At 66.4% G+C, this 18,134-nt stretch carries 15 protein-coding genes; 6 read left to right on the forward strand and 9 right to left on the reverse strand.

Annotated elements, in window-relative coordinates:
• The first annotated feature begins 20 nt into the window (after positions 1 to 20).
• On the forward strand, positions 21 to 1,211 hold the full coding sequence (locus DAEP_RS0105895) for a phosphoglycerate kinase (RefSeq protein WP_027244001.1): 1,191 nt from the start codon (positions 21 to 23) through the stop codon (positions 1,209 to 1,211).
• Between the two features lie 67 nt (positions 1,212 to 1,278).
• Here DAEP_RS0105895 and DAEP_RS0105900 read toward each other — a convergent pair whose 3' ends face one another.
• Positions 1,279 to 2,913 (reverse strand): acyl-CoA dehydrogenase family protein, encoded by a 1,635-nt coding sequence (locus tag DAEP_RS0105900; RefSeq protein WP_027244002.1) that lies wholly within the window; start codon positions 2,911 to 2,913, stop codon positions 1,279 to 1,281.
• 231 nt (positions 2,914 to 3,144) lie between these two features.
• On the opposite strand from DAEP_RS0105900, the gene DAEP_RS0105905 reads away from it, so the two are divergent.
• The 4 genes from DAEP_RS0105905 (at position 3,145) to DAEP_RS0105920 (ending at position 7,514) form a co-directional block, all read left to right on the forward strand.
• Positions 3,145 to 3,444, forward strand: a complete 300-nt coding sequence (locus DAEP_RS0105905) for an FtsB family cell division protein (protein WP_008553375.1) — start codon at positions 3,145 to 3,147, stop codon at positions 3,442 to 3,444.
• A gap of 319 nt (positions 3,445 to 3,763) precedes the next feature.
• Positions 3,764 to 4,777 (forward strand): pyruvate dehydrogenase (acetyl-transferring) E1 component subunit alpha, encoded by a 1,014-nt coding sequence (gene pdhA / locus DAEP_RS0105910; protein WP_008554412.1) that lies wholly within the window; start codon positions 3,764 to 3,766, stop codon positions 4,775 to 4,777.
• 16 nt (positions 4,778 to 4,793) lie between these two features.
• Positions 4,794 to 6,167 (forward strand): pyruvate dehydrogenase complex E1 component subunit beta, encoded by a 1,374-nt coding sequence (locus tag DAEP_RS0105915; protein ID WP_027244003.1) that lies wholly within the window; start codon positions 4,794 to 4,796, stop codon positions 6,165 to 6,167.
• A gap of 15 nt (positions 6,168 to 6,182) precedes the next feature.
• The gene (locus DAEP_RS0105920; protein ID WP_027244004.1) at positions 6,183 to 7,514 is read left to right on the forward strand and encodes a pyruvate dehydrogenase complex dihydrolipoamide acetyltransferase; all 1,332 of its coding nucleotides are present in this window, start codon (positions 6,183 to 6,185) and stop codon (positions 7,512 to 7,514) included.
• A gap of 114 nt (positions 7,515 to 7,628) precedes the next feature.
• Here the strand turns inward: DAEP_RS0105920 and DAEP_RS0105925 are convergent, their stop codons facing one another.
• Positions 7,629 to 8,261, reverse strand: coding sequence for a LysE family translocator (locus tag DAEP_RS0105925; RefSeq protein ID WP_027244005.1), 633 nt, complete (start codon positions 8,259 to 8,261; stop codon positions 7,629 to 7,631).
• Positions 8,262 to 8,585: 324 nt separating this feature from the next.
• Between DAEP_RS0105925 and DAEP_RS23515 the strand changes: the two genes are divergently transcribed.
• Positions 8,586 to 9,113 (forward strand): lysozyme inhibitor LprI family protein, encoded by a 528-nt coding sequence (locus DAEP_RS23515; RefSeq protein WP_161787054.1) that lies wholly within the window; start codon positions 8,586 to 8,588, stop codon positions 9,111 to 9,113.
• Between the two features lie 367 nt (positions 9,114 to 9,480).
• Here the strand turns inward: DAEP_RS23515 and DAEP_RS0105935 are convergent, their stop codons facing one another.
• The 7 genes from DAEP_RS0105935 to DAEP_RS0105965 all read right to left on the reverse strand — a co-directional run bounded on the left by DAEP_RS0105935 (position 9,481) and on the right by DAEP_RS0105965 (position 18,125).
• Positions 9,481 to 10,545 (reverse strand): PLP-dependent cysteine synthase family protein, encoded by a 1,065-nt coding sequence (locus DAEP_RS0105935; protein WP_027244006.1) that lies wholly within the window; start codon positions 10,543 to 10,545, stop codon positions 9,481 to 9,483.
• A gap of 303 nt (positions 10,546 to 10,848) precedes the next feature.
• The gene (gene cysE, locus DAEP_RS0105940; RefSeq protein WP_008556177.1) at positions 10,849 to 11,661 is read right to left on the reverse strand and encodes a serine O-acetyltransferase; all 813 of its coding nucleotides are present in this window, start codon (positions 11,659 to 11,661) and stop codon (positions 10,849 to 10,851) included.
• Between the two features lie 168 nt (positions 11,662 to 11,829).
• Entirely contained in the window at positions 11,830 to 12,138 is a 309-nt protein-coding gene (locus tag DAEP_RS0105945; protein WP_027244007.1) for a DUF7742 family protein, read from the reverse strand.
• Positions 12,135 to 16,046, reverse strand: a complete 3,912-nt coding sequence (locus DAEP_RS0105950; RefSeq protein ID WP_027244008.1) for a baseplate multidomain protein megatron — start codon at positions 16,044 to 16,046, stop codon at positions 12,135 to 12,137. The genes DAEP_RS0105945 and DAEP_RS0105950 overlap by 4 nt, the downstream gene beginning before the upstream one ends.
• Entirely contained in the window at positions 16,046 to 16,612 is a 567-nt protein-coding gene (locus DAEP_RS0105955) for a C40 family peptidase (RefSeq protein ID WP_027244009.1), read from the reverse strand. Before DAEP_RS0105955 ends, DAEP_RS0105950 begins: the two co-directional genes overlap by 1 nt.
• Positions 16,609 to 17,496, reverse strand: a complete 888-nt coding sequence (locus tag DAEP_RS0105960) for a DUF2163 domain-containing protein (RefSeq protein ID WP_027244010.1) — start codon at positions 17,494 to 17,496, stop codon at positions 16,609 to 16,611. Before DAEP_RS0105960 ends, DAEP_RS0105955 begins: the two co-directional genes overlap by 4 nt.
• Positions 17,493 to 18,125, reverse strand: coding sequence for a DUF2460 domain-containing protein (locus DAEP_RS0105965; protein ID WP_027244011.1), 633 nt, complete (start codon positions 18,123 to 18,125; stop codon positions 17,493 to 17,495). The genes DAEP_RS0105960 and DAEP_RS0105965 overlap by 4 nt, the downstream gene beginning before the upstream one ends.
• Between the last annotated feature and the right edge of the window lie 9 nt (positions 18,126 to 18,134).

The following is an 18,134-nucleotide window of genomic DNA, read 5'->3' on the forward strand; positions in this document are numbered from 1 at the left end:
ACCATAAGGGGTCTCTTGAGATGGGCTGGAAAACACTCGACGACATGGATCTGAACGGCAAGCGCGTGCTGGTGCGCGTGGACATCAACGTGCCGATCGTCGACGGCGTGGTGACCGACTCCACCCGCATCCGCCGCATCGCCCCCACCGTGCGCGACATTCTGGCGGCCGGCGGCAAGCCGATCCTCTTGGCCCACTTCGGCCGCCCCGGCGGCGAGCGCCGCGAGAACCTGTCGCTGAACCAGCTGGTGCCGACGCTGGAGCGCGCCTTTGAAACCAGGGTTCTGTTTGCTGCCGATTGCGTCGGCGCCGGCGCCGAGGCCGCTGCCGACGCGCTGCAGCCGGGCGAAGTGCTGCTGCTGGAAAACACCCGCTTCCACGCGGCCGAAACCAAGAACGACCCCGACCTGGCCGCCGGCATGGCGCGGCTGGGCGAGGTCTACTGCAACGACGCCTTCTCCGCCGCCCACCGCGCGCATTCCTCCACCGAGGCGATCGCCCGCCTGCTGCCCGCCTGTGCGGGCCGCCTGATGCAGGCAGAGCTGGAAGCGCTGGAAAGCGCCCTGGGCAAGCCGAAGCGCCCGGTGACCGCAGTGGTCGGCGGCGCCAAGGTCTCTACCAAGCTGGAACTCCTGGGCAACCTGATCGAGAAGGTCGACCACCTGGTGATCGGCGGCGGCATGGCCAACACCTTCCTGGTGGCCAAGGGGCTGCCGGTCGGCATTTCGCTGGCCGAACGCATCATGAAGGACACCGCAGCCGAGATCCTCGCCAAGGCCGAGGCCGCGGGCTGCGAGATCATCCTGCCCACCGACATCGTGGTCGCCAAGAAATTCGAAGCCCACGCGCCGCACGAAGTCCTGCCCGCCGATCAATGCCCCGAAGACGGCATGATCCTGGACGCAGGCCCGGAGAGCCTCGCCCGCATCATCGAGGTCTTCTCGAAAAGCAAGACACTGATCTGGAACGGCCCCCTCGGCGCGTTTGAGCTGGAACCGTTCGACGCCGCCACCAACGCCGCCGCGCTCAAGGCCGCGGCAATGACCCGCTCCGGCCAGCTGATCTCGGTTGCCGGCGGCGGCGACACCGTGGCGGCCCTGAACGCCTCCGGCGCGGCGGGCGACTTCACGTACATCTCCACAGCCGGCGGCGCCTTCCTGGAGTGGATGGAAGGCAAGACCCTGCCCGGCGTCGCGGCGCTGGTGCAGTAAGCCGCCAACAGCCAGCCCTGTCCGGCCCAGCTGCAAAGCTGGGCCTTTTTCTTGTCCGGCGGCGGACCTATGCGCCGCGGAACCGCGCCAGGATCGCGTTCACATCCAGCCCGGCCACCGATCCCGGCAGCGAACCGCGCTCCCCTGCAATCCGGCTGGTGACATAACCCTCCGCCACCGCAGCAGGCGCCGCGTCCATCAGGCAGGCCGCCGTCATTAGCGTGGCCAGGCTTTCGGCGAACCAGCGCGCTTCCGCCTCGTCCGGCAGCCCGGGCCAGCGCGCCCGGTGCGCCGCCAGCCCCGCATCATAACGCCGGTCGCCGCCCCTGGCCCCGTCCAGCAGCGCGTTCAGCGCCGCCGCGGCCCGCGGCTCCCTGGCCAGCGTGCGCAGGATATCGAGACAGATCACATTGCCCGACCCCTCCCAGATCCCGTTCAGGGGCGCCTCGCGGTACAGCATCGGCATCGGCGTCTCCTCGACGTAGCCCATGCCGCCCAGCACCTCCATCGCCTCGCCGATCACCGGGATGCAGCGCTTGTTGCCCAGGTATTTCGCCAGAGCCACCCCGATCCGCGCCAGCGCCCGGCTGTCCGCATCCGTCCGGTCAAAGGCCGCGGCCATCGCCATGCCCGCCGCCAGCGCGCCCTCGGCATCCAGCACCAGATCGGCCAGCACCGCCCGCATCAGCGGCTGGCCGATCAGCTTCCTCTGGAACGCCGCACGCCCTTCGGCCCACCAGAACGCCTCCGCCAGCGCCGCCCGCATCAGCCCGGCGGGCGCCAGCGCGGTGTCCAGCCTTGTGTGGTGGACCATTTCGATGATGGTGCGCACGCCCGCGCCCTCTTCGCCCACCCGGTACGCCAGCGCCTCCGCATATTCGACCTCGGAACTGGCATTGGCGCGATTGCCCAGCTTGTCCTTCAGCCGCTGCAGCCGGATGCCGTTGCGCCCCTCCTCCAGCCAGCGCGGCACCAGAAAGCAGGTCAGCCCGCCCTCCGCATATGCCAGCGTCAGAAAGCCGTCCGACATCGGCGCCGAGCAGAACCACTTGTGCCCGGTCAGCCGGTAGTGCGCGCCGTCCCGCACCGCCCGGGTGGTATTGGCCCGCACGTCAGAGCCGCCCTGCTTCTCGGTCATCGCCATGCCCAGCGTCGCGCCGCGCTTGTGCGCGACGGGCCGCACCGCCGGGTCATACTCCGCGCTCAGCAGCTTCGGGTGCCACAGCGCCGCCAGATCCGGCGCATGGCGCAGGGCGGGAATGGCGGCATAGGTCATGGTCATCGGGCAGCACACGCCCGGCTCCACCTGGTTGAGCATGTAGACATGCGCCGCATGGGTGACATGGCCGCCCGGCGCGCCGTCCCAGGCGGCATGGGCATAGCCCAGCCGCTGCGCCGCCGCCATCACCTGATGATAGCCCGCGTTGAACCGCACCTCGTCCAGCCGCCGGCCGGAGCGGCTGAACAGTTCCAGCCGCGGCGGATCGCGCCGGGCTTCGGCGGCAACCTCCAGCAGCGTTTCGCTGCCGTATTCCGCCCCGGCAAGGGCCAGCGCATCCATGCGGCCGCCGTGATGCGCCGAATAGGACCGCAGCGCCGCGTCCTCGGCCCACAGATCGCGCCCGCCGCGCGGCTGCGGCTGGTTCTGCACCTCATGAGTTCCCAAATCGCCGCGCCCGGCGCAGGCTGCCCTGTCTTGCATCGCTGATCCTCCCTGGCCCCAGCCTGCGCAAGCCGCCGCGCTGTGGCCAGCACAGCGCCGCGTCACCGCCGGGCTGCCGTTGCGGCAGCGCCGGGGCCAAACCGCAAAAAATTCCCCCTGTGGACAGTTTTGGGATTCACAAGCCGATTCGGTTGTGGCATACATAAGGCAGACGCCGGGAAACGGCGCAAAATCAAAACACTACAGCAGTAACATACAGGCACTCCCAACGTGACCCGAAGCCCCCGGCCGTCTTTTGGCGCCATCGCCTTCTTTGCAATCGCCTTCGCGCTCAGCGCGTATTTCACTTTTGCGGCGGTGCAAGGCGACTTCGGTCTATTCCGGAGGGTCGAGATCCAAGCCGAAGCAGAAGAACTGCGGCTGGATCTCGGCCGTCTCCACTCCAATATCGGCGACATGGAAAACCTGACCCGGCGGCTGTCCGACGATTACCTCGATCTCGACCTGCTGGATGAGCAGGCCCGCTCGGTGCTGGGCCTGGTCCGCGCCGACGAGATCGTGATCCGCTGACCCCCGCTTGACGCCCCTGGCGTAGCGCGCCCGGCAGCCGGTCCGCCCCGCACCCCCTCATCCGCCTCCCGGACAATGATCGCCCCCGGCAATGCCGGCAATGGCCCGCGCCGCTGCAAAAGGGCCTTCCCCTGGCGGGCGCAAGCGGCCATGATACGGCACCTGCCGCGGCCCCGCCGGCGTGGCATTTTTGCGCGCTCTCGGCGGTTTTTTACGCGGCGGAAACCCCGCGGCAGAATAACACTATTCAGCCGCATCAAAACCGGTTATGAATTTGTTTAATGCTAAACTATCTAGCCTGCAGGGGGAGCCGACCACCATGGCCGCTAGAAAAACTACAAAGAAACCAAACGTTTCTGCCGAAGAACTCACCCACTACTATCGCGAGATGCTGCTGATCCGCCGATTCGAAGAGAAATCGGGACAGCTCTACGGCATGGGTCTGATCGGGGGCTTCTGCCACCTCTACATCGGACAGGAAGCCGTTGTCGTGGGCCTCGAGGCCGCCGCCGAGGAAGGCGACAAACGCATCACCTCCTACCGCGACCACGGCCACATGCTGGCCTGCGGCATGGACCCCGATGGCGTCATGGCTGAGCTCACGGGCCGCGAGGGCGGCTACTCCAAGGGCAAGGGCGGCTCGATGCACATGTTCTCGAAAGAGAAGCATTTCTACGGCGGCCACGGCATCGTCGGCGCCCAGGTGCCGATCGGCGCGGGCCTCGCCTTTGCCGACAAGTACAAGGGCAACGGCCGCGTCACCTTCACCTATTTCGGTGACGGCGCCGCCAACCAGGGCCAGGTCTACGAGACCTTCAACATGGCCGCCCTGTGGAAACTGCCGGTGATCTTCGTGATCGAGAACAACCAGTACGCCATGGGCACCTCGCAGCAGCGCTCCACCTCCAGCGCGGAGATCTGGGAACGCGGCAAAGCCTTCGGCATCCCGGGCGAAGCGGTGGACGGCATGAACGTCCTCTCCGTCAAGGAAGCGGGCGAACGCGCCGTGGCCCACTGCCGCAGCGGCGACGGCCCCTATATCCTCGAGGTCAAGACCTACCGCTACCGCGGCCACTCGATGTCGGATCCGGCCAAGTACCGCACCCGCGAAGAGGTCCAGAAAATGCGCGAGGAGCGCGACCCGATCGAGCAGGTCCGCGACATGCTCCTGACCGGCAAGCACGCCACCGAAGAAGACCTCAAGGCGATCGACAAGGAAATCAAGGACATCGTTTCCAAATCCGCCGACTTCGCCAAGGAAAGCCCGGAGCCGGCCCTGGACGAGCTCTGGACCGACATCTACGCGGATGAAGTGCCGCAGGAAAACGCCTGAGAGGGAAGAACAAGACATGGCAACTGAAATTCTGATGCCCGCCCTGTCGCCGACCATGGAGGAAGGCACCCTGGCCAAATGGCTGGTCAAGGAAGGCGATACCGTAAGCTCCGGCGACATCCTGGCGGAAATCGAAACCGACAAGGCGACGATGGAGTTTGAAGCCGTCGACGAAGGCACCGTCGGCAAGATCCTGATCTCCGAAGGCACCGAAGGCGTCAAGGTGAACACCCCCATCGCGGTGCTGCTGGAAGACGGCGAAAGCGCCGATGACTACGAGGCCTCCAGCACCAAGGAAGAGGCCCCGGCCGAAAAAGCGCCCTCTGACGAACCTGCTGCCGCCGCGCCGCAGAAGGCCCCCGCGATGCCTGCCAAGATGCTGGAGCCCGACTATCCGGAAGGCACCGAGATGGTGCAGACCACCGTGCGCGAAGCCCTGCGCGACGCCATGGCCGAGGAAATGCGCCGCGACGAGGACGTGTTCCTGATGGGCGAGGAAGTCGCCGAGTATCAGGGTGCCTACAAGGTCTCCCAGGGCCTGCTGGACGAGTTCGGCGCCAAGCGCGTGATCGACACCCCGATCACCGAGCACGGTTTTGCCGGCATCGCCACCGGCGCGGCCTTCGGCGGCCTGCGCCCGATTGTCGAGTTCATGACCTTCAACTTCGCCATGCAGGCGATTGACCACATCATCAACTCCGCGGCCAAGACGCTCTACATGTCCGGCGGCCAGATGGGCGCCCCGATGGTGTTCCGCGGCCCCAACGGCGCCGCCGCCCGCGTCGGTGCTCAGCACTCGCAGGACTACGCCGCCTGGTACATGCAGATCCCGGGGCTGAAGGTGGTGATGCCCTACTCCGCCGCCGACGCCAAAGGCCTGATGAAAACCGCGATCCGCGATCCCAACCCGGTGATCTTCCTGGAGAACGAAATCCTCTACGGCCGCGCCTTCGACGTGCCGAAACTGGACGATTTCACCATCCCCTTCGGCAAGGCCCGGATCTGGCGCGAAGGCTCTGACGTGACCATCGTCTCCTTCGGCATCGGCATGCAATACGCACTGGAGGCCGCTGAAAAGCTGGCCCAGGACGGCACCAGCGCCGAAGTCATCGACCTGCGCACCCTGCGCCCGATGGATCTGCCCACGGTGATTGAATCGGTCAAGAAGACCAACCGCCTGGTCACCGTCGAGGAAGGCTGGCCGCAGGGCTCCGTCGGCAGCTACATCGCCTCCGAGGTGCAGCGGGAGGCGTTCGACTATCTGGACGCGCCCATCATCACCTGCACCGGCAAGGACGTGCCCATGCCTTATGCCGCCAACCTGGAACGCCACGCGCTGATCACCACGGATGAGGTGGTCGAAGCGGTGAAACAAGTGACCTACCGGTAAGGGAGCGCGAATAGCATGCCTACTGAAATCCTGATGCCCGCGCTTTCTCCCACCATGGAGGAAGGCACCCTCGCCAAATGGCTGGTCAAGGAGGGCGACACCGTCTCCTCCGGCGACCTGATCGCAGAGATCGAAACCGACAAGGCCACCATGGAATTCGAAGCCGTGGACGAAGGCGTGATCGGCAAGATCCTGATCGCCGAAGGCTCCGAGGGCGTGAAGGTCAACACCCCCATCGCGGTGCTGCTGGAAGACGGCGAAAGCGCCGATGACATCGGCACCTCCGGCAGCTCCAGCGCGGATGCAGCTCCGGCCCAGGAAGCCAAGGAAGAGGCGCCTGCCGAAGCCAAGTCCGAAGCCAAAGCCGAGGCCCCCAAGGAAGAGGCCAAAGCCGCCCCCGCCGCACCGCAGGGCGCCGACGGCAACCGTATCTTCGCCTCGCCGCTCGCGCGCCGCATCGCTGCGGACAAGGGCCTGGATCTGGCCCGGATCACCGGCTCCGGCCCCAAGGGCCGCATCGTCAAGGCCGACGTGATCGACGCCAAGCCGCAGGCAGCCGCCGCGCCCAAGGCTGAAGCTTCCGCCGCGCCCGCGCCTGCTGCCGCAGCCCCTTCCGGCCCCTCCGCCGACATGGTCGCCCGCATGTACGAGAGCCGCGACTTTGAGGAGGTCAAGCTGGACGGCATGCGCAAGACCATTGCCGCCCGCCTCACCGAAGCCAAGCAGACCATCCCGCATTTCTACCTGCGCCGCGACATCCAGCTCGACGCGCTGCTGAAATTCCGCGGTGAGCTGAACAAGCAGCTCGAAGGCCGCGGCGTCAAGCTCTCGGTCAACGACTTCATTATCAAGGCGGTGGCGCTGGCGCTGCAAGCGGTGCCGGACGCCAACGCGGTCTGGGCCGGCGACCGGGTGCTCAAGATGAAAGCCTCCGACGTGGCGGTTGCCGTCGCCATCGAGGGCGGGTTGTTCACCCCGGTGCTGCAAGACGCCGACAGCAAGTCGCTCTCCGCCCTGTCCGCGCAGATGAAGGACCTCGCCAAGCGCGCCCGCGACCGCAAGCTCGCGCCGCATGAATACCAGGGCGGCAGCTTCGCGATCTCCAACCTCGGCATGTTCGGCATCGACAACTTCGACGCCATCGTGAACCCGCCGCACGCGGGCATCCTGGCGGTCGGCTCCGGCGTCAAGAAGCCTGTGGTGGGCGCCGACGGCGAGCTGAAGGTCGCCACGGTGATGAGCGTCACCATGTCGGTCGACCACCGCGTCATCGACGGCGCCCTCGGCGCGGACCTGTTGAAGGCCATCGTCGAGAACCTGGAAAACCCGATGGTGATGCTGGCCTGAGGGGCTGCCGCTAGTGCGAAACACCAAAGCCCCGGCCTCAGCGCCGGGGCTTTTCGTTTGCTGTGCAGCTGCTGGTTCCGATTGGCCGCTTGGAGTCCAAACCTACCGCGTGAGCTACGGGCGGTAGGTGACGAGTTTGTAACTGGCGAAGCAGAAATATACGCCAAGCACTCCTTCGATCCACCGGCGGGCTTTCGCATAGACCGCGACGACCGGCGATGTGGAGAAGGCCACTGCGTAAATCACATGCCCGACTGCGGAGATGATGCTAGTGCCGACAACGACCAGAGCAGCCACCCAGATAGGTGCTTGCCCATCCATCGCGAGAGACATGATCGCAATCCAAACCAAAGCCGCCTTCGCGTTCGTCATCTGGATCAAAAGGCCGCGCCGGTAGAACGCTAGTGGTCCACCGTTCAGATGCACGGGCCGTACCTCTAACTTTTTGACGGTCAGGGCCGATTTGAAGGCTTTGAACGCCAACCAAAGCAGGTACGCCGCGCCAATCACTTTCAAAACAACCATGATCGAAGCATACGTCGAGACGAGTGCGGTGAGGCCCAACGCGGTCAACATGGACCAGCAGAAAGTACCCGTCGCCACACCAAGTGCCAGAGCTTTCCCCTCTGATCTACCGATAGACATTGATGTGCCGATCACCGCCAAGATATTTGGCCCCGGCGTAAACATGCCAATCATGAAGACTCCGTAAGCGAGCAAGATGCCAGTGAGATAAGGGGCGATCATGGCCGACTCCGTTTTTTGTGACCTTACACTATTACGCCCAAAAGCAAATGGCAGCTAAGTTCCGCGTCTTGCCAGTTCGTGCGCCGCGCTGCGAAAGGCGCTCCATCCCGGAACGGTCATTCATGGATCTCGCGGCGAAGGTGTCGGGAGAGCCCACTCTGACCGATGCTGCGTGCGGCACGAATGTCTGCCACGTGATAGCCGTCAACCGAAGAAGCGCTTGACCGCATGGCCTCGTCCTGCCATTTGCCCATCAAACCGCAGGCCACTTGGGCAACGCTTGGCCATTTTTTATCTCAAGTGATTTACCATAAGGAAATACTCATGCTGAAACAGATATTGGCTTTTGGTTTGGCGATTGTAGGAGCTAGTGCGCAAGCAGATGACTGGGAGGCAGCTGCCGCTGAATACGACAAATCCTATCTTCAGGTTGAAGCGTGTTTTGCGAATGAGTCTATCGATCAGGCGGCTTGCGTCATAGTAGGCATCCAACAGTGCGTGAAAGACTTGGAAACAGTTCTCGAAAGCAAAGGATTTGGCGTTCCCGGCGGAGCCGCAGTGTCACCTCACGAGTATTGTAACTACATCGGCTTGGAACGCGCGGACGAACATCTGAATGCTGTTTATCAACGCACACTGGAGCAAGGACCGCTGCAACCTAGCAACCAAGAGGGCATCGCTAATCTGCGCGCTGCTCAGCGGCTCTGGCTTCAATTCAAGAATGAAATGTGTTCCGAAGAGAATATTGTTGGTTGGCACGCGGGAGGTTCGGGCTGGGGAGCGGTAACCGCTGAATGCGCTATGCGCCTTTCAATCCAGCAAGCTCAGAACTTGGAACGGTATTTTTACTGAGGTTGGCCGCTCATTAATCGGCTGCGAAATAATCTCCAACTCAGAGGCTTGGGCTTGTTTCGCAGAACTGGGACCCGAAGGCAAATTCATAGCCGCCCCCAAACGACAGTTTTTTGAACAGTCGGAATTGCAGTCCTATTGTAAGACTTTTTCTCATTAGCGGCCATTTTTGCATTTGCAGCGAAAGCTCACTAAGTCCCGCGTAGTGGACGCTGAAACGCGCGCCAGAGTTCCCCCGAAAGCGCCATCGGACCGCCAAGAAAGGGAGCGCCCCCGCCCCCTTCATCTTTCCCCAAATACTCATCTGCGCAACCGCAGCCGCCAGCACCCCGCCAGCGGCGGCACCCGGCCAGCGGCGGCGCGCCGCTCAGTACTGAAACCCGGGGGTCGAGGCCGACAGCGCCTGCTCCGCCTCATCCATCTCCGCCGGGATCTCCTCAAACAGCGGCGTCGACAGATACCGCTCGCCGGTATCCGGCAGCACCGCCAGCAGCACCGATCCTTCCGGCGCGCTCTCCGCGACCTTCATCGCCGCCGCCAGGCTGCCGCCGCTGGAAATCCCGGCCAGGATGCCTTCCTCCGCCGCCAGCCGCTTCGACCAGGCAATGCTCTCCTCGCCGCTCACCGGCTCCAGCGCGTCGAAATAGCCGTTGTCCAGCGCCTCCTGCAGCACCAGCGGGATGAAATCCGGGGTCCAGCCCTGGATGGGATGCGGGTTGAAGGCCGGATGGGTCGCCGCCGGCTCGCCCTCCGCATTGCGCGCCTGCCCCTGCCCGGACTGCACCAGCGCCGCGTTGGACGGCTCGCTGAGGGTGATCTTCAGATCCGGCCGCGCGCCCTTCAGCACCCGCCCAAGCCCCGCAACCGTGCCGCCGGTGCCATAGCCCAGCACCACATGATCCAGCCGTGCGCCCTCGAAATCCCCCAGGATCTCCCGCGCCGTGGTGGCCTCGTGAATGTCGGCGTTGTCCTTGGTCTCGAACTGATGCGCCAGGAACCAGCCGTTGGCCTCTGCCAGTTCCTTGGCCTTCACCACCATGCCAACCGCCTTGTCCTCCTTGCGGGTCAGCACCACCCTGGCGCCCAGCATCCGCATCAGCCGCCGCCGCTCGACCGAGAACCCGTCGTGCATGGTGATCACCAGCGGATAGCCCTTGGCGGCGCACACCATCGCTAGGCCAATGCCGGTGTTGCCGCTGGTCGCCTCCACCACGGTCTGACCGGGCGCCAGCCGCCCCTCGCGCTCGGCGGCCTCGATGATGTTCAGCGCCAGCCGGTCCTTCACCGATCCCGCCGGGTTGAACGCCTCGGCCTTCACGTACATGGTCACATGATCCGGCGCGATGCGGTTCAGGCGGATCGCGGGCGTGTTGCCCACCGTCTCCAGGATCGAGCCATAGAGCCGCCCGCGGCCTTCGGTCGTGTAAATCATGATCTGTCCCCCAAATCGAAACTGCGGAAAAAGAAGCTGTTGCACCGGACTATGCGCCCCGGCGCAACCGGGTTCAAGCCAGCCCGCCGTGGCTGCCGCCAAATAAGACCGCCCTCCGCCCGGCGCGCCGGTTTGCGGAACCGCAGGCTGCCCCGCCCTCGGGAAGAGGACCAACAGCCTCCCGCAACCCTCTACTCTAAAACACTATTTCCTTCCGGAGACGCGATTGAAAAAGGGGCGCATCCCGCGCCCCTTCATCTTTCCAAAAATACTCAAAATGCGGCGCGGCCTGCGGCGCATCCCTCAGTCGGAACCGTTCGGAAACCGCTGGTCCATGCTGACCGAGGGCTGATCGCAGCCCGCTTCGCCCACGATGCGCGCCGGGATGCCCGCCACGGTCTTGCACGGCGGCACCTCCGCCAGCACCACCGACCCGGCAGCAATCCGGCTGCAATGGCCGACCTTGATGTTGCCCAGCACCTTGGCGCCGGCACCGATCAGCACCCCGTCGCCGATCTTCGGATGCCGGTCCTCTTCCTCCTTGCCGGTGCCGCCCAGCGTCACCGAATGCAGCATCGACACGTTGTCGCCCACCACCGCGGTTTCGCCGATGACGATGGAATGGGCATGGTCGATCATGATCCCCTTGCCGATCACCGCCGCCGGATGGATATCGACGCCGAAAATCTCGGAAATCCGCATCTGGAAGAAATAGGCCAGATCCCAGTCGCCCTGCTGCCACAGCCAATGGCCGATCCGGTAGGCCTGCACCGCCTGGTACCCCTTGAAATAGAGGATCGGCTGCAGCAGCCGGTGGCAGGCCGGATCGCGCTCATAAACCGCCATCAGGTCAGCGCGCGCAGCTTCAACGATGCCGGGGTCGGCCTCATAGGCAGCATCGACGATCTCCCGCAGGATGGTCATCGACATCTCGTTGGAGCACAGCTTGGCGGAAATCCGGTAGGACAGCGCCTTCTGCAGCGATTTGTGGTGCAGGATACAGGCATGGATCAGCCCGCCCATCAGCGGCTGCGAGTCGACAGCGTCCTGAGCTTCCTTGGTGATCCGGTCCCAGACGGGATCCAGCGAGGCGACGGCGTGCTGAGTTTTGAACATGGCGATGCATCCTTTCTCCGCTCAAGATAGCCATCTAAGGGCTTTTTCGGCAAACGCAAACCCGTGATGGGGTACATTTTCGTTATCGATGAAACGCCGCCGCGCCGCCGCCGCCGCAGGCAGGCGGAGCCACGCCCAACGGCTGGCCGGGCAGGCTCCCTGCCGGGTTCAGCGGGCGGGGGCCTCCGCCTCCGCGCCGAGCACCAGCGCCAGTTCCTGCAGCACCAGCCGGGTGCAGCTGAGATACGCCGCGTCATCCAGAAACGGTTCATCCGCCAGCGCGAACCTCCGGGCCGCCGCATTCAGCGAGCCGTCGCCCCAGCGCGGATGCAGCTGCCCGAGCATCCGGCAATGCGCCGCCGCCTCTGCCGCGCCGCCGAAAATGCGGCGGCAAAGGCGCAGGCGGCCGCTCTCCGGCACCGCCAGCAGCGCCCGCGCCACCGCGGAGACATCGCCGGGCAGCACCGGGCGGATCATTGCAGAACGGCCCGCGCCGCAGGCCCGGCACCATACCGCGCCGACCGCTGCGCCACCTCCAGCACATCGCCCGCCTGCACCCCGTCCGCCGCCTGCGCCGCTGCCGGATAGGCCCAGCCCGGCGCGGCCGCGGTTTCCTCCCGCAGCACCGTGGCCCCGCGCATCACCCGGATGCGGTAGGATTCCGTCTCTTCGCCCAACGGCACCTCGTCCAGGTCCCAGCTGTCACCCTCGATCCGGGTGCGGCGCACCCAGGCGGCGGCGATGTCCTCGCTCAGCGCGCCGCTCAGCCGCAGATGCACCGGCGCATAAGGCCTCAGGCCAACGCCCTCAAAGCTCTCCTGCCGGTGCGCATATGACGGATCCTCCAGCCCACGGCGCGCAGGACCGATCCGGTAATGCCGCACCCGGCGGCGCTGTTCCGGCGCCAGCTCCATCTGCACTGGCGTGCCGTCCAGCAGCACGAGGTAAGACCCGGCAGGCCAGACCTCCGGCATCACGGCATCCGTCCCCAGCTGGCCGCGCAAGCGCCCGCGCAAAAGATAGGTCTGCGGCGCGATCAGCTCCGCCTCGCGGAACTGGAACAGCTCCCAGTTGCCGGATGTGCCATCGCCGATGGCGGCCGCATTGGCACCGTTCAGCACCGCCTCAACGGTGCGGCTTTCCAGCGAACCGGAGATCAGCTTCACCTGCAGATCCGCCCCCAGATCCCAGCGCCCCGCGGCGGCGGCCAACAGCGGTGTCTCCGTGACCCCGATCACCTGCCGCGCGGCAATCACCTGCTCCAGCGCGTAATTCTCATCCGCCTCGGAGCCATAGGCCGCCACGCTGCCGGGCCAGGCCTGCGCCGTCAGCGCCAGATGCGGCGCATGGGGCACCTCGTCGCCGCGCATCAGGGGCAGATCCAGGAACATCGGCAGCACCGGCCCAGGTGCTGCAAAGGCATTGACGCCCGGCAGCTCTTCCGCCACCGCGGCCAGGTCATAGGTGCCGGGCTCGATCCGCACCGCCTCCGCCAGCTGCGCCTCCCCCTGTTCGAGCCGGTCGATGCGGTAGAGCTGATCGCCGCCCTCCAGCGGCAGCGACACCACATCCCCCGCCCCCAGATGCAGCAGCGAAGGCGGCAGCTGGAACCGCAGCGTATCGCGCGAGATCCGCGCCTCCGCCAGCCAGCGCCCGGCGACCTGACGCGCCTCGGCACCGGTCAGCGCCATCGGCAGCTCGGTCTGGCTGACGGAATGGGTGGCCTCATCGGGCAGGACCGCCTCCACCGACCCGGCGGCATGGTCGCCGCCCCATTCGGTGAACCGCAGCCGCACCCGCCCCGCCAGCTCCGCATCGCCGGCGCGGCCAAGTTCCAGCGTGCCCTCCAGTTCCTCGCTTTCCGCCAGATGCTCCAGCGCCAGCGCCTCCGCCCCGGTGCCGCTGCGCATCCGGAACTGCAGCGTCCCGTCGCGCTCCACCGCGTCGAACCCGTGCCGCAGCATCAGGGGCTGCAATACCGCACGGGCGTCGCTCACATCCGGGTTCACATAGCCATGCACCACGCCGTAAAGCCGCGAGACATCAAAATCCTCCAGCCCCGCACGGCGGCACACCTCCGCCACCACCGAGGCCAGCGTGCGCTGCCCGGCCCGCCCGTTCAGCCAATGGCCGCGCAGGTAGTTTTCGCCGTCGGTCCAGATGTCCGCGCGGCTGGGGAAGGCCGGAAACGGCCGCGCGTCCCAGGCCCAGACATAGGCGTTGGACATATCCAGCATCCGATCGCCGTATTCCTCGGAGACCGGATTGTTGGCGTCCTCGCCCCAATACCCAAGGATCGCACGCAAGTAGTGGATCTGGATCAGATCGTCGCGCAACCCGTTGGAGTATTTGGGAAGTTTCGACTCCGAGCTTTTCGGGTCCAGGAATTTGTTCGGCTGGTTGGTGCCTTTGTCGATGGCGGCGCAGCCCAGTTCGGTGAACCAGATAGGTTTGCTTTGCGGCACCCAGGCGGTCGGCGCCGCCTGCCGCACCCCGCCGATCCGCTCGTGATGCTCCTGCATCCACCAGCTGCGGATATCCTTGTACCGCCAGATCCAAGGTTCATCATGCGCGCCATCGGTGATCGGCGTGCGGATCTGCGCCGCTGCGGCCTCGGGCGAGTGGTAATACCAGTCAAACCCCTCGCCGCCCTCCACATTGCTGCGCAGGTAATCGAGGTCATAGACCGCCGGCACGCCGGATTGCGCATCCAGGTGGTCCTCCCCCTCCCGCCAGTCGCTGAGCGGCATGTAGTTGTCGATGCCAATGAAGTCGATCTCAGGGTCCGCCCACAGCGGGTCGAGGTGGAAATACCGGTCGCCCTCCGGCGACTGATAGCCCCAGTATTCGGACCAGTCGGCGGCATAGCCGATTTTGGTCTCCGCCCCCAGCAACAGCCGCACCTCTGCCGCCAGGGCGCGCAGGGCTGCCACCGCCGGAAAGCCCGCGGCGCCGCGGATCTGCGTCAGCGCCCGCATTTCGGAGCTGATGCAAAACGCCTCCACCCCGCCCGCCGCTGCACACAGCGCGGCATTGTGCAGGATGAAGCGGGACAGGCTCCACTCCTGCGGCCCGCTGTAGGCGACGGTGCCGTCGCCCACGGTGAAGTCCGCCGCGGTGACGGTGCCAAAGAACGCCGCCACCTCAGCCTCCGCCGCCGCGGTGCCATCGGGCGAGCCGGGCTGCCCCGGCGCGGCCGACAGCGTGATCCGCCCCCGCCACGGCAGATGCGGCTGGCTGGCGCCGCCGGTCCAGGGATCGGGCAGGCCGTTGCCCTCCGCCTGGTCCATCAGGATGAAGGGGTAAAACATCACCCGCAGGCCCCTGCCTCGCATCTCCCGGATCGCCTGGATCACCGAGGCATCGGCGGGCGTGCCGCCATAAAGCGGCGTGCCCTCCTGGGTCAGCACCTGCGCCGCGGTCTCGCGGGTCAGCCCGCTCACGCTCCAGGGCATACTGCCTTCGGCGTCCTTGTGCTCCACCTTGGGTGTCAGGGTGCATTCGCCGCAGCGCAGGTCATTGCCGAACCAGGACACGATCAGCGAGGCCGCGCCGCAGGACGGCAGCTCCGCCTCCAGCGCGTTGAGCGAGGTCTTGAGGTCGCTCAGCCCCGAGGGCGTATGCTCATTGGCCGCCTTCGCATCGCCCGGCCCGCCGGAATACTGCACCGTCTCGGCGGCCAGCGCGTATTCGCCGGTGCCGGGCATCAGCGCCACGCCTTGCACCAGCTGGCCCAGATCCTGCGCATAGGTGCTGCTGTCCGGCTGCTCCGGCCGCAGCACATCAAAGGAAAACTGCGGCACCCGGTTGCCGAAGCGCGAAAGCTCCAGGTTCTCGAACACCACATAGGCCGTGCCGCGGTAGGCAGGCACCTGGCCCGCGCCTTCGATCGCCTCCATCACCGGGTCGGGCAGCTGGTCCTGTGTGCCGCGGTAGACGGTCATGTTCAGATCCTTGGGCGCCACCTCCTCCCCATCGGCCCAGACGCGGGAGACATGGGCAATCTCCCCCTCGCACAGCGCAATCGCCAGCGACACGGAATAGCTGTAGCTGGTGACCTGCGGCTGGCTGGGCCGGCCCTTGCCGCCGCCGCTGGTGGTGGAGGTTTCCAGGAACCGCGACGACCAGATCACCTGCCCGCCCAGCCGCATCCGGCCATAGACCTGTGCTGCGGGGGAGCCCTCGCTGGACTGCGTGAGGCGGAAGCGGTCGATCTTGCCGGTCTCCACCGGGGCCGAGCCCGAGCCCAGCAGACGTTCGTCGATCATGCGGCCCAGCGTGGCGCCTGCCGCCCGGCCGATCACCGCGGACGAGAGGCCCGCCACAGTGCCGCCGATTGCGCCGCCAACCGCCGCGCCGGCGGCTGAGAGAAGAATGGTTGCCATCAGATCAGCTCCTTCGGGAAGTGAAACCGCGCCACGATGCGGCGCTGCCAGGGCGGGCTCAGCGGGCTTTCGACAACCCCGTGGCCGGCGTATGCGTGGATGAATGACGGAACATTTTCTGCCTGTTTTGCCGGGCCGAAGGCCGGGCAGCGTCCGTCCGCCCCGTCAAACCGGAGGTTTGCCTCCGGCAAAACGGGAGGGCGCTTCTCGCCCACCCGTGGCCGGACGCTGCCCTCACCGGTTTGAATGCTAGTTCCGGACTGCACCCCCAGATGCTTGGCCACCGATCCCTCCCGCATCCGGAACAAGATCACGTCGCCGGGGGCAGCATCGCGCAACGGCTTTGCCACCAGATGCCGCGCCGCCGCCTGCCACAGCGCCTCGGCCCCCTGCGGCTCGGACCAGTCCATCGTGTAGGCGGGCGGCAGCTCCGGCTCGGCCCCGCACAGCTCCCGCCACAGCCCCCGGATCAGGCCCAGGCAGTCGCAGCCCGCCCCCTTGCAGGAGGCCTGATGCACATAGGGCGTGCCGATCCAGCCGCGGGCGGCCTGCACCACCCGGCTCATCGCCTGCTGCCCCCGGTGTTCACGCCCGACTGGCGCGGCACCGCCATCACCCAATCCTCCCCCGGAATGTCCGGGAAGCCCTGGAAATTCATCACGTTGTTGAACTTCAGCCGGCAGGTCTCTAGCCGCTTGCCGCAGCCCGCCGCCAGCCGGAGCGTATCACCAGGCTGCACCGCAGCGCGGATGGGTTCCCACAGGGCGATCTTCCGGCCATCCGCCGTGGACTGATCGGCCTTGACCGCCGCCCACAGCCCCTCAGCCGCGCCGCTGAGGACCGTCAGCCGCCCGCCGGTGAACCAGTCCGGCTCAAACCCCGGCAAGGCGTCCCAGCGGAACACCTCATTGCGCTCCACCACCGCGGCGGCCAGCTCCGCGGCATAGCCGGGCGTGTCCAGATCAAACCTGCAGGCGGCATCGCCCAGCACCGCGGTGCAGGGCTTCTGGTAGATCCGCCCCTGCGGCCTGTTCAGCGCCTCCGTCAGCCCGCGCAGTTCCGCCTGAAAGGCACCGCCGGCCCGGCGGATCTCACCGATGGAGCCGCGGAACTGCAGCCAGCGCATCGAAACATCCTGCCAGTTCACCAGCCAGCAGCGCACCCCGGCGCCGTCGAACCGGCCCGCCTCGATGTCCGCCTCCCGCACCGCGGCGTCGCTCAGCACCCCCAGCGCCTCGGTGTTGTCGACCGACAGGCCGGTGGCCTGGCTCACCGCCCGCGCCGTCAGCCCGCTGCCGGGCTGAAACGCCAGCCCGTCGAACCGCAGCACGCAGTCATGGTCGGTGAAGCCCAGCACCGCACCGTCGCGCCGCTCCAGCGCCCAGCAGCGGCACAGGGTGGTGATGCCGGATTGCACATGGGCCCGGAAGGCCCCGGACAGCCCGCTCATACCCGCAGCTCCACCACCGGCACCGCCGGCGCCTCGCCCGCCTGGAAAGACGCGACGCTGGTCTGGATGCTGCCGGTGTCGAACCGCACCGGCACGTCGAATTCGAACCCCGCCCGGATGCTCAGGCCCTTCTCCGGCGGATGCGCCAGGGTGATCAGGCCGGTGGCGGTGTCCAGCTCGTAGTCGACGCTTTCGCGCAGCTCGTCCTGGCCGATCCCGACCCGCACCGTGCCTGCCACCGGCTTGGTGATCGGGCGCTGATAGGTGAAGGCGCCGGAGCGGTAGGTCTTGGCCAGCTGAAAGGTCACCGTGGCGCCGTCGCCGGTCGCCACCACCTGATCGTCAAAGGCAACGTCCGCGCTGGCGCGGGCGGATTTATAATCGCTCCAGTCTTTCCAGCGGAAGCCGTAGAGCTGGCCCTGGCGGGCCTCGAAGAAGGCGATGAGCGTCTCGATATCCTCCAGCGCGCGCAGGCCCAGCCCCGCATCATAGCGGCGGCGGGAGTGCGCCCAGGGGGTGTTGCGCTCCTCGAACCCGTTGGCGAGCGTCACCACATCGGTGCGCCGCTCCGGGCCGCCGACGGAGCCGAAGCTGAGCGAGGCGGGAAAGCGGATTTCATGAAAATTCATGTGGTTACC

Origin of the sequence: Leisingera daeponensis DSM 23529, assembly GCF_000473145.1 — a bacterium.
Taxonomy (GTDB): Bacteria; Pseudomonadota; Alphaproteobacteria; order Rhodobacterales; family Rhodobacteraceae; genus Leisingera; species Leisingera daeponensis.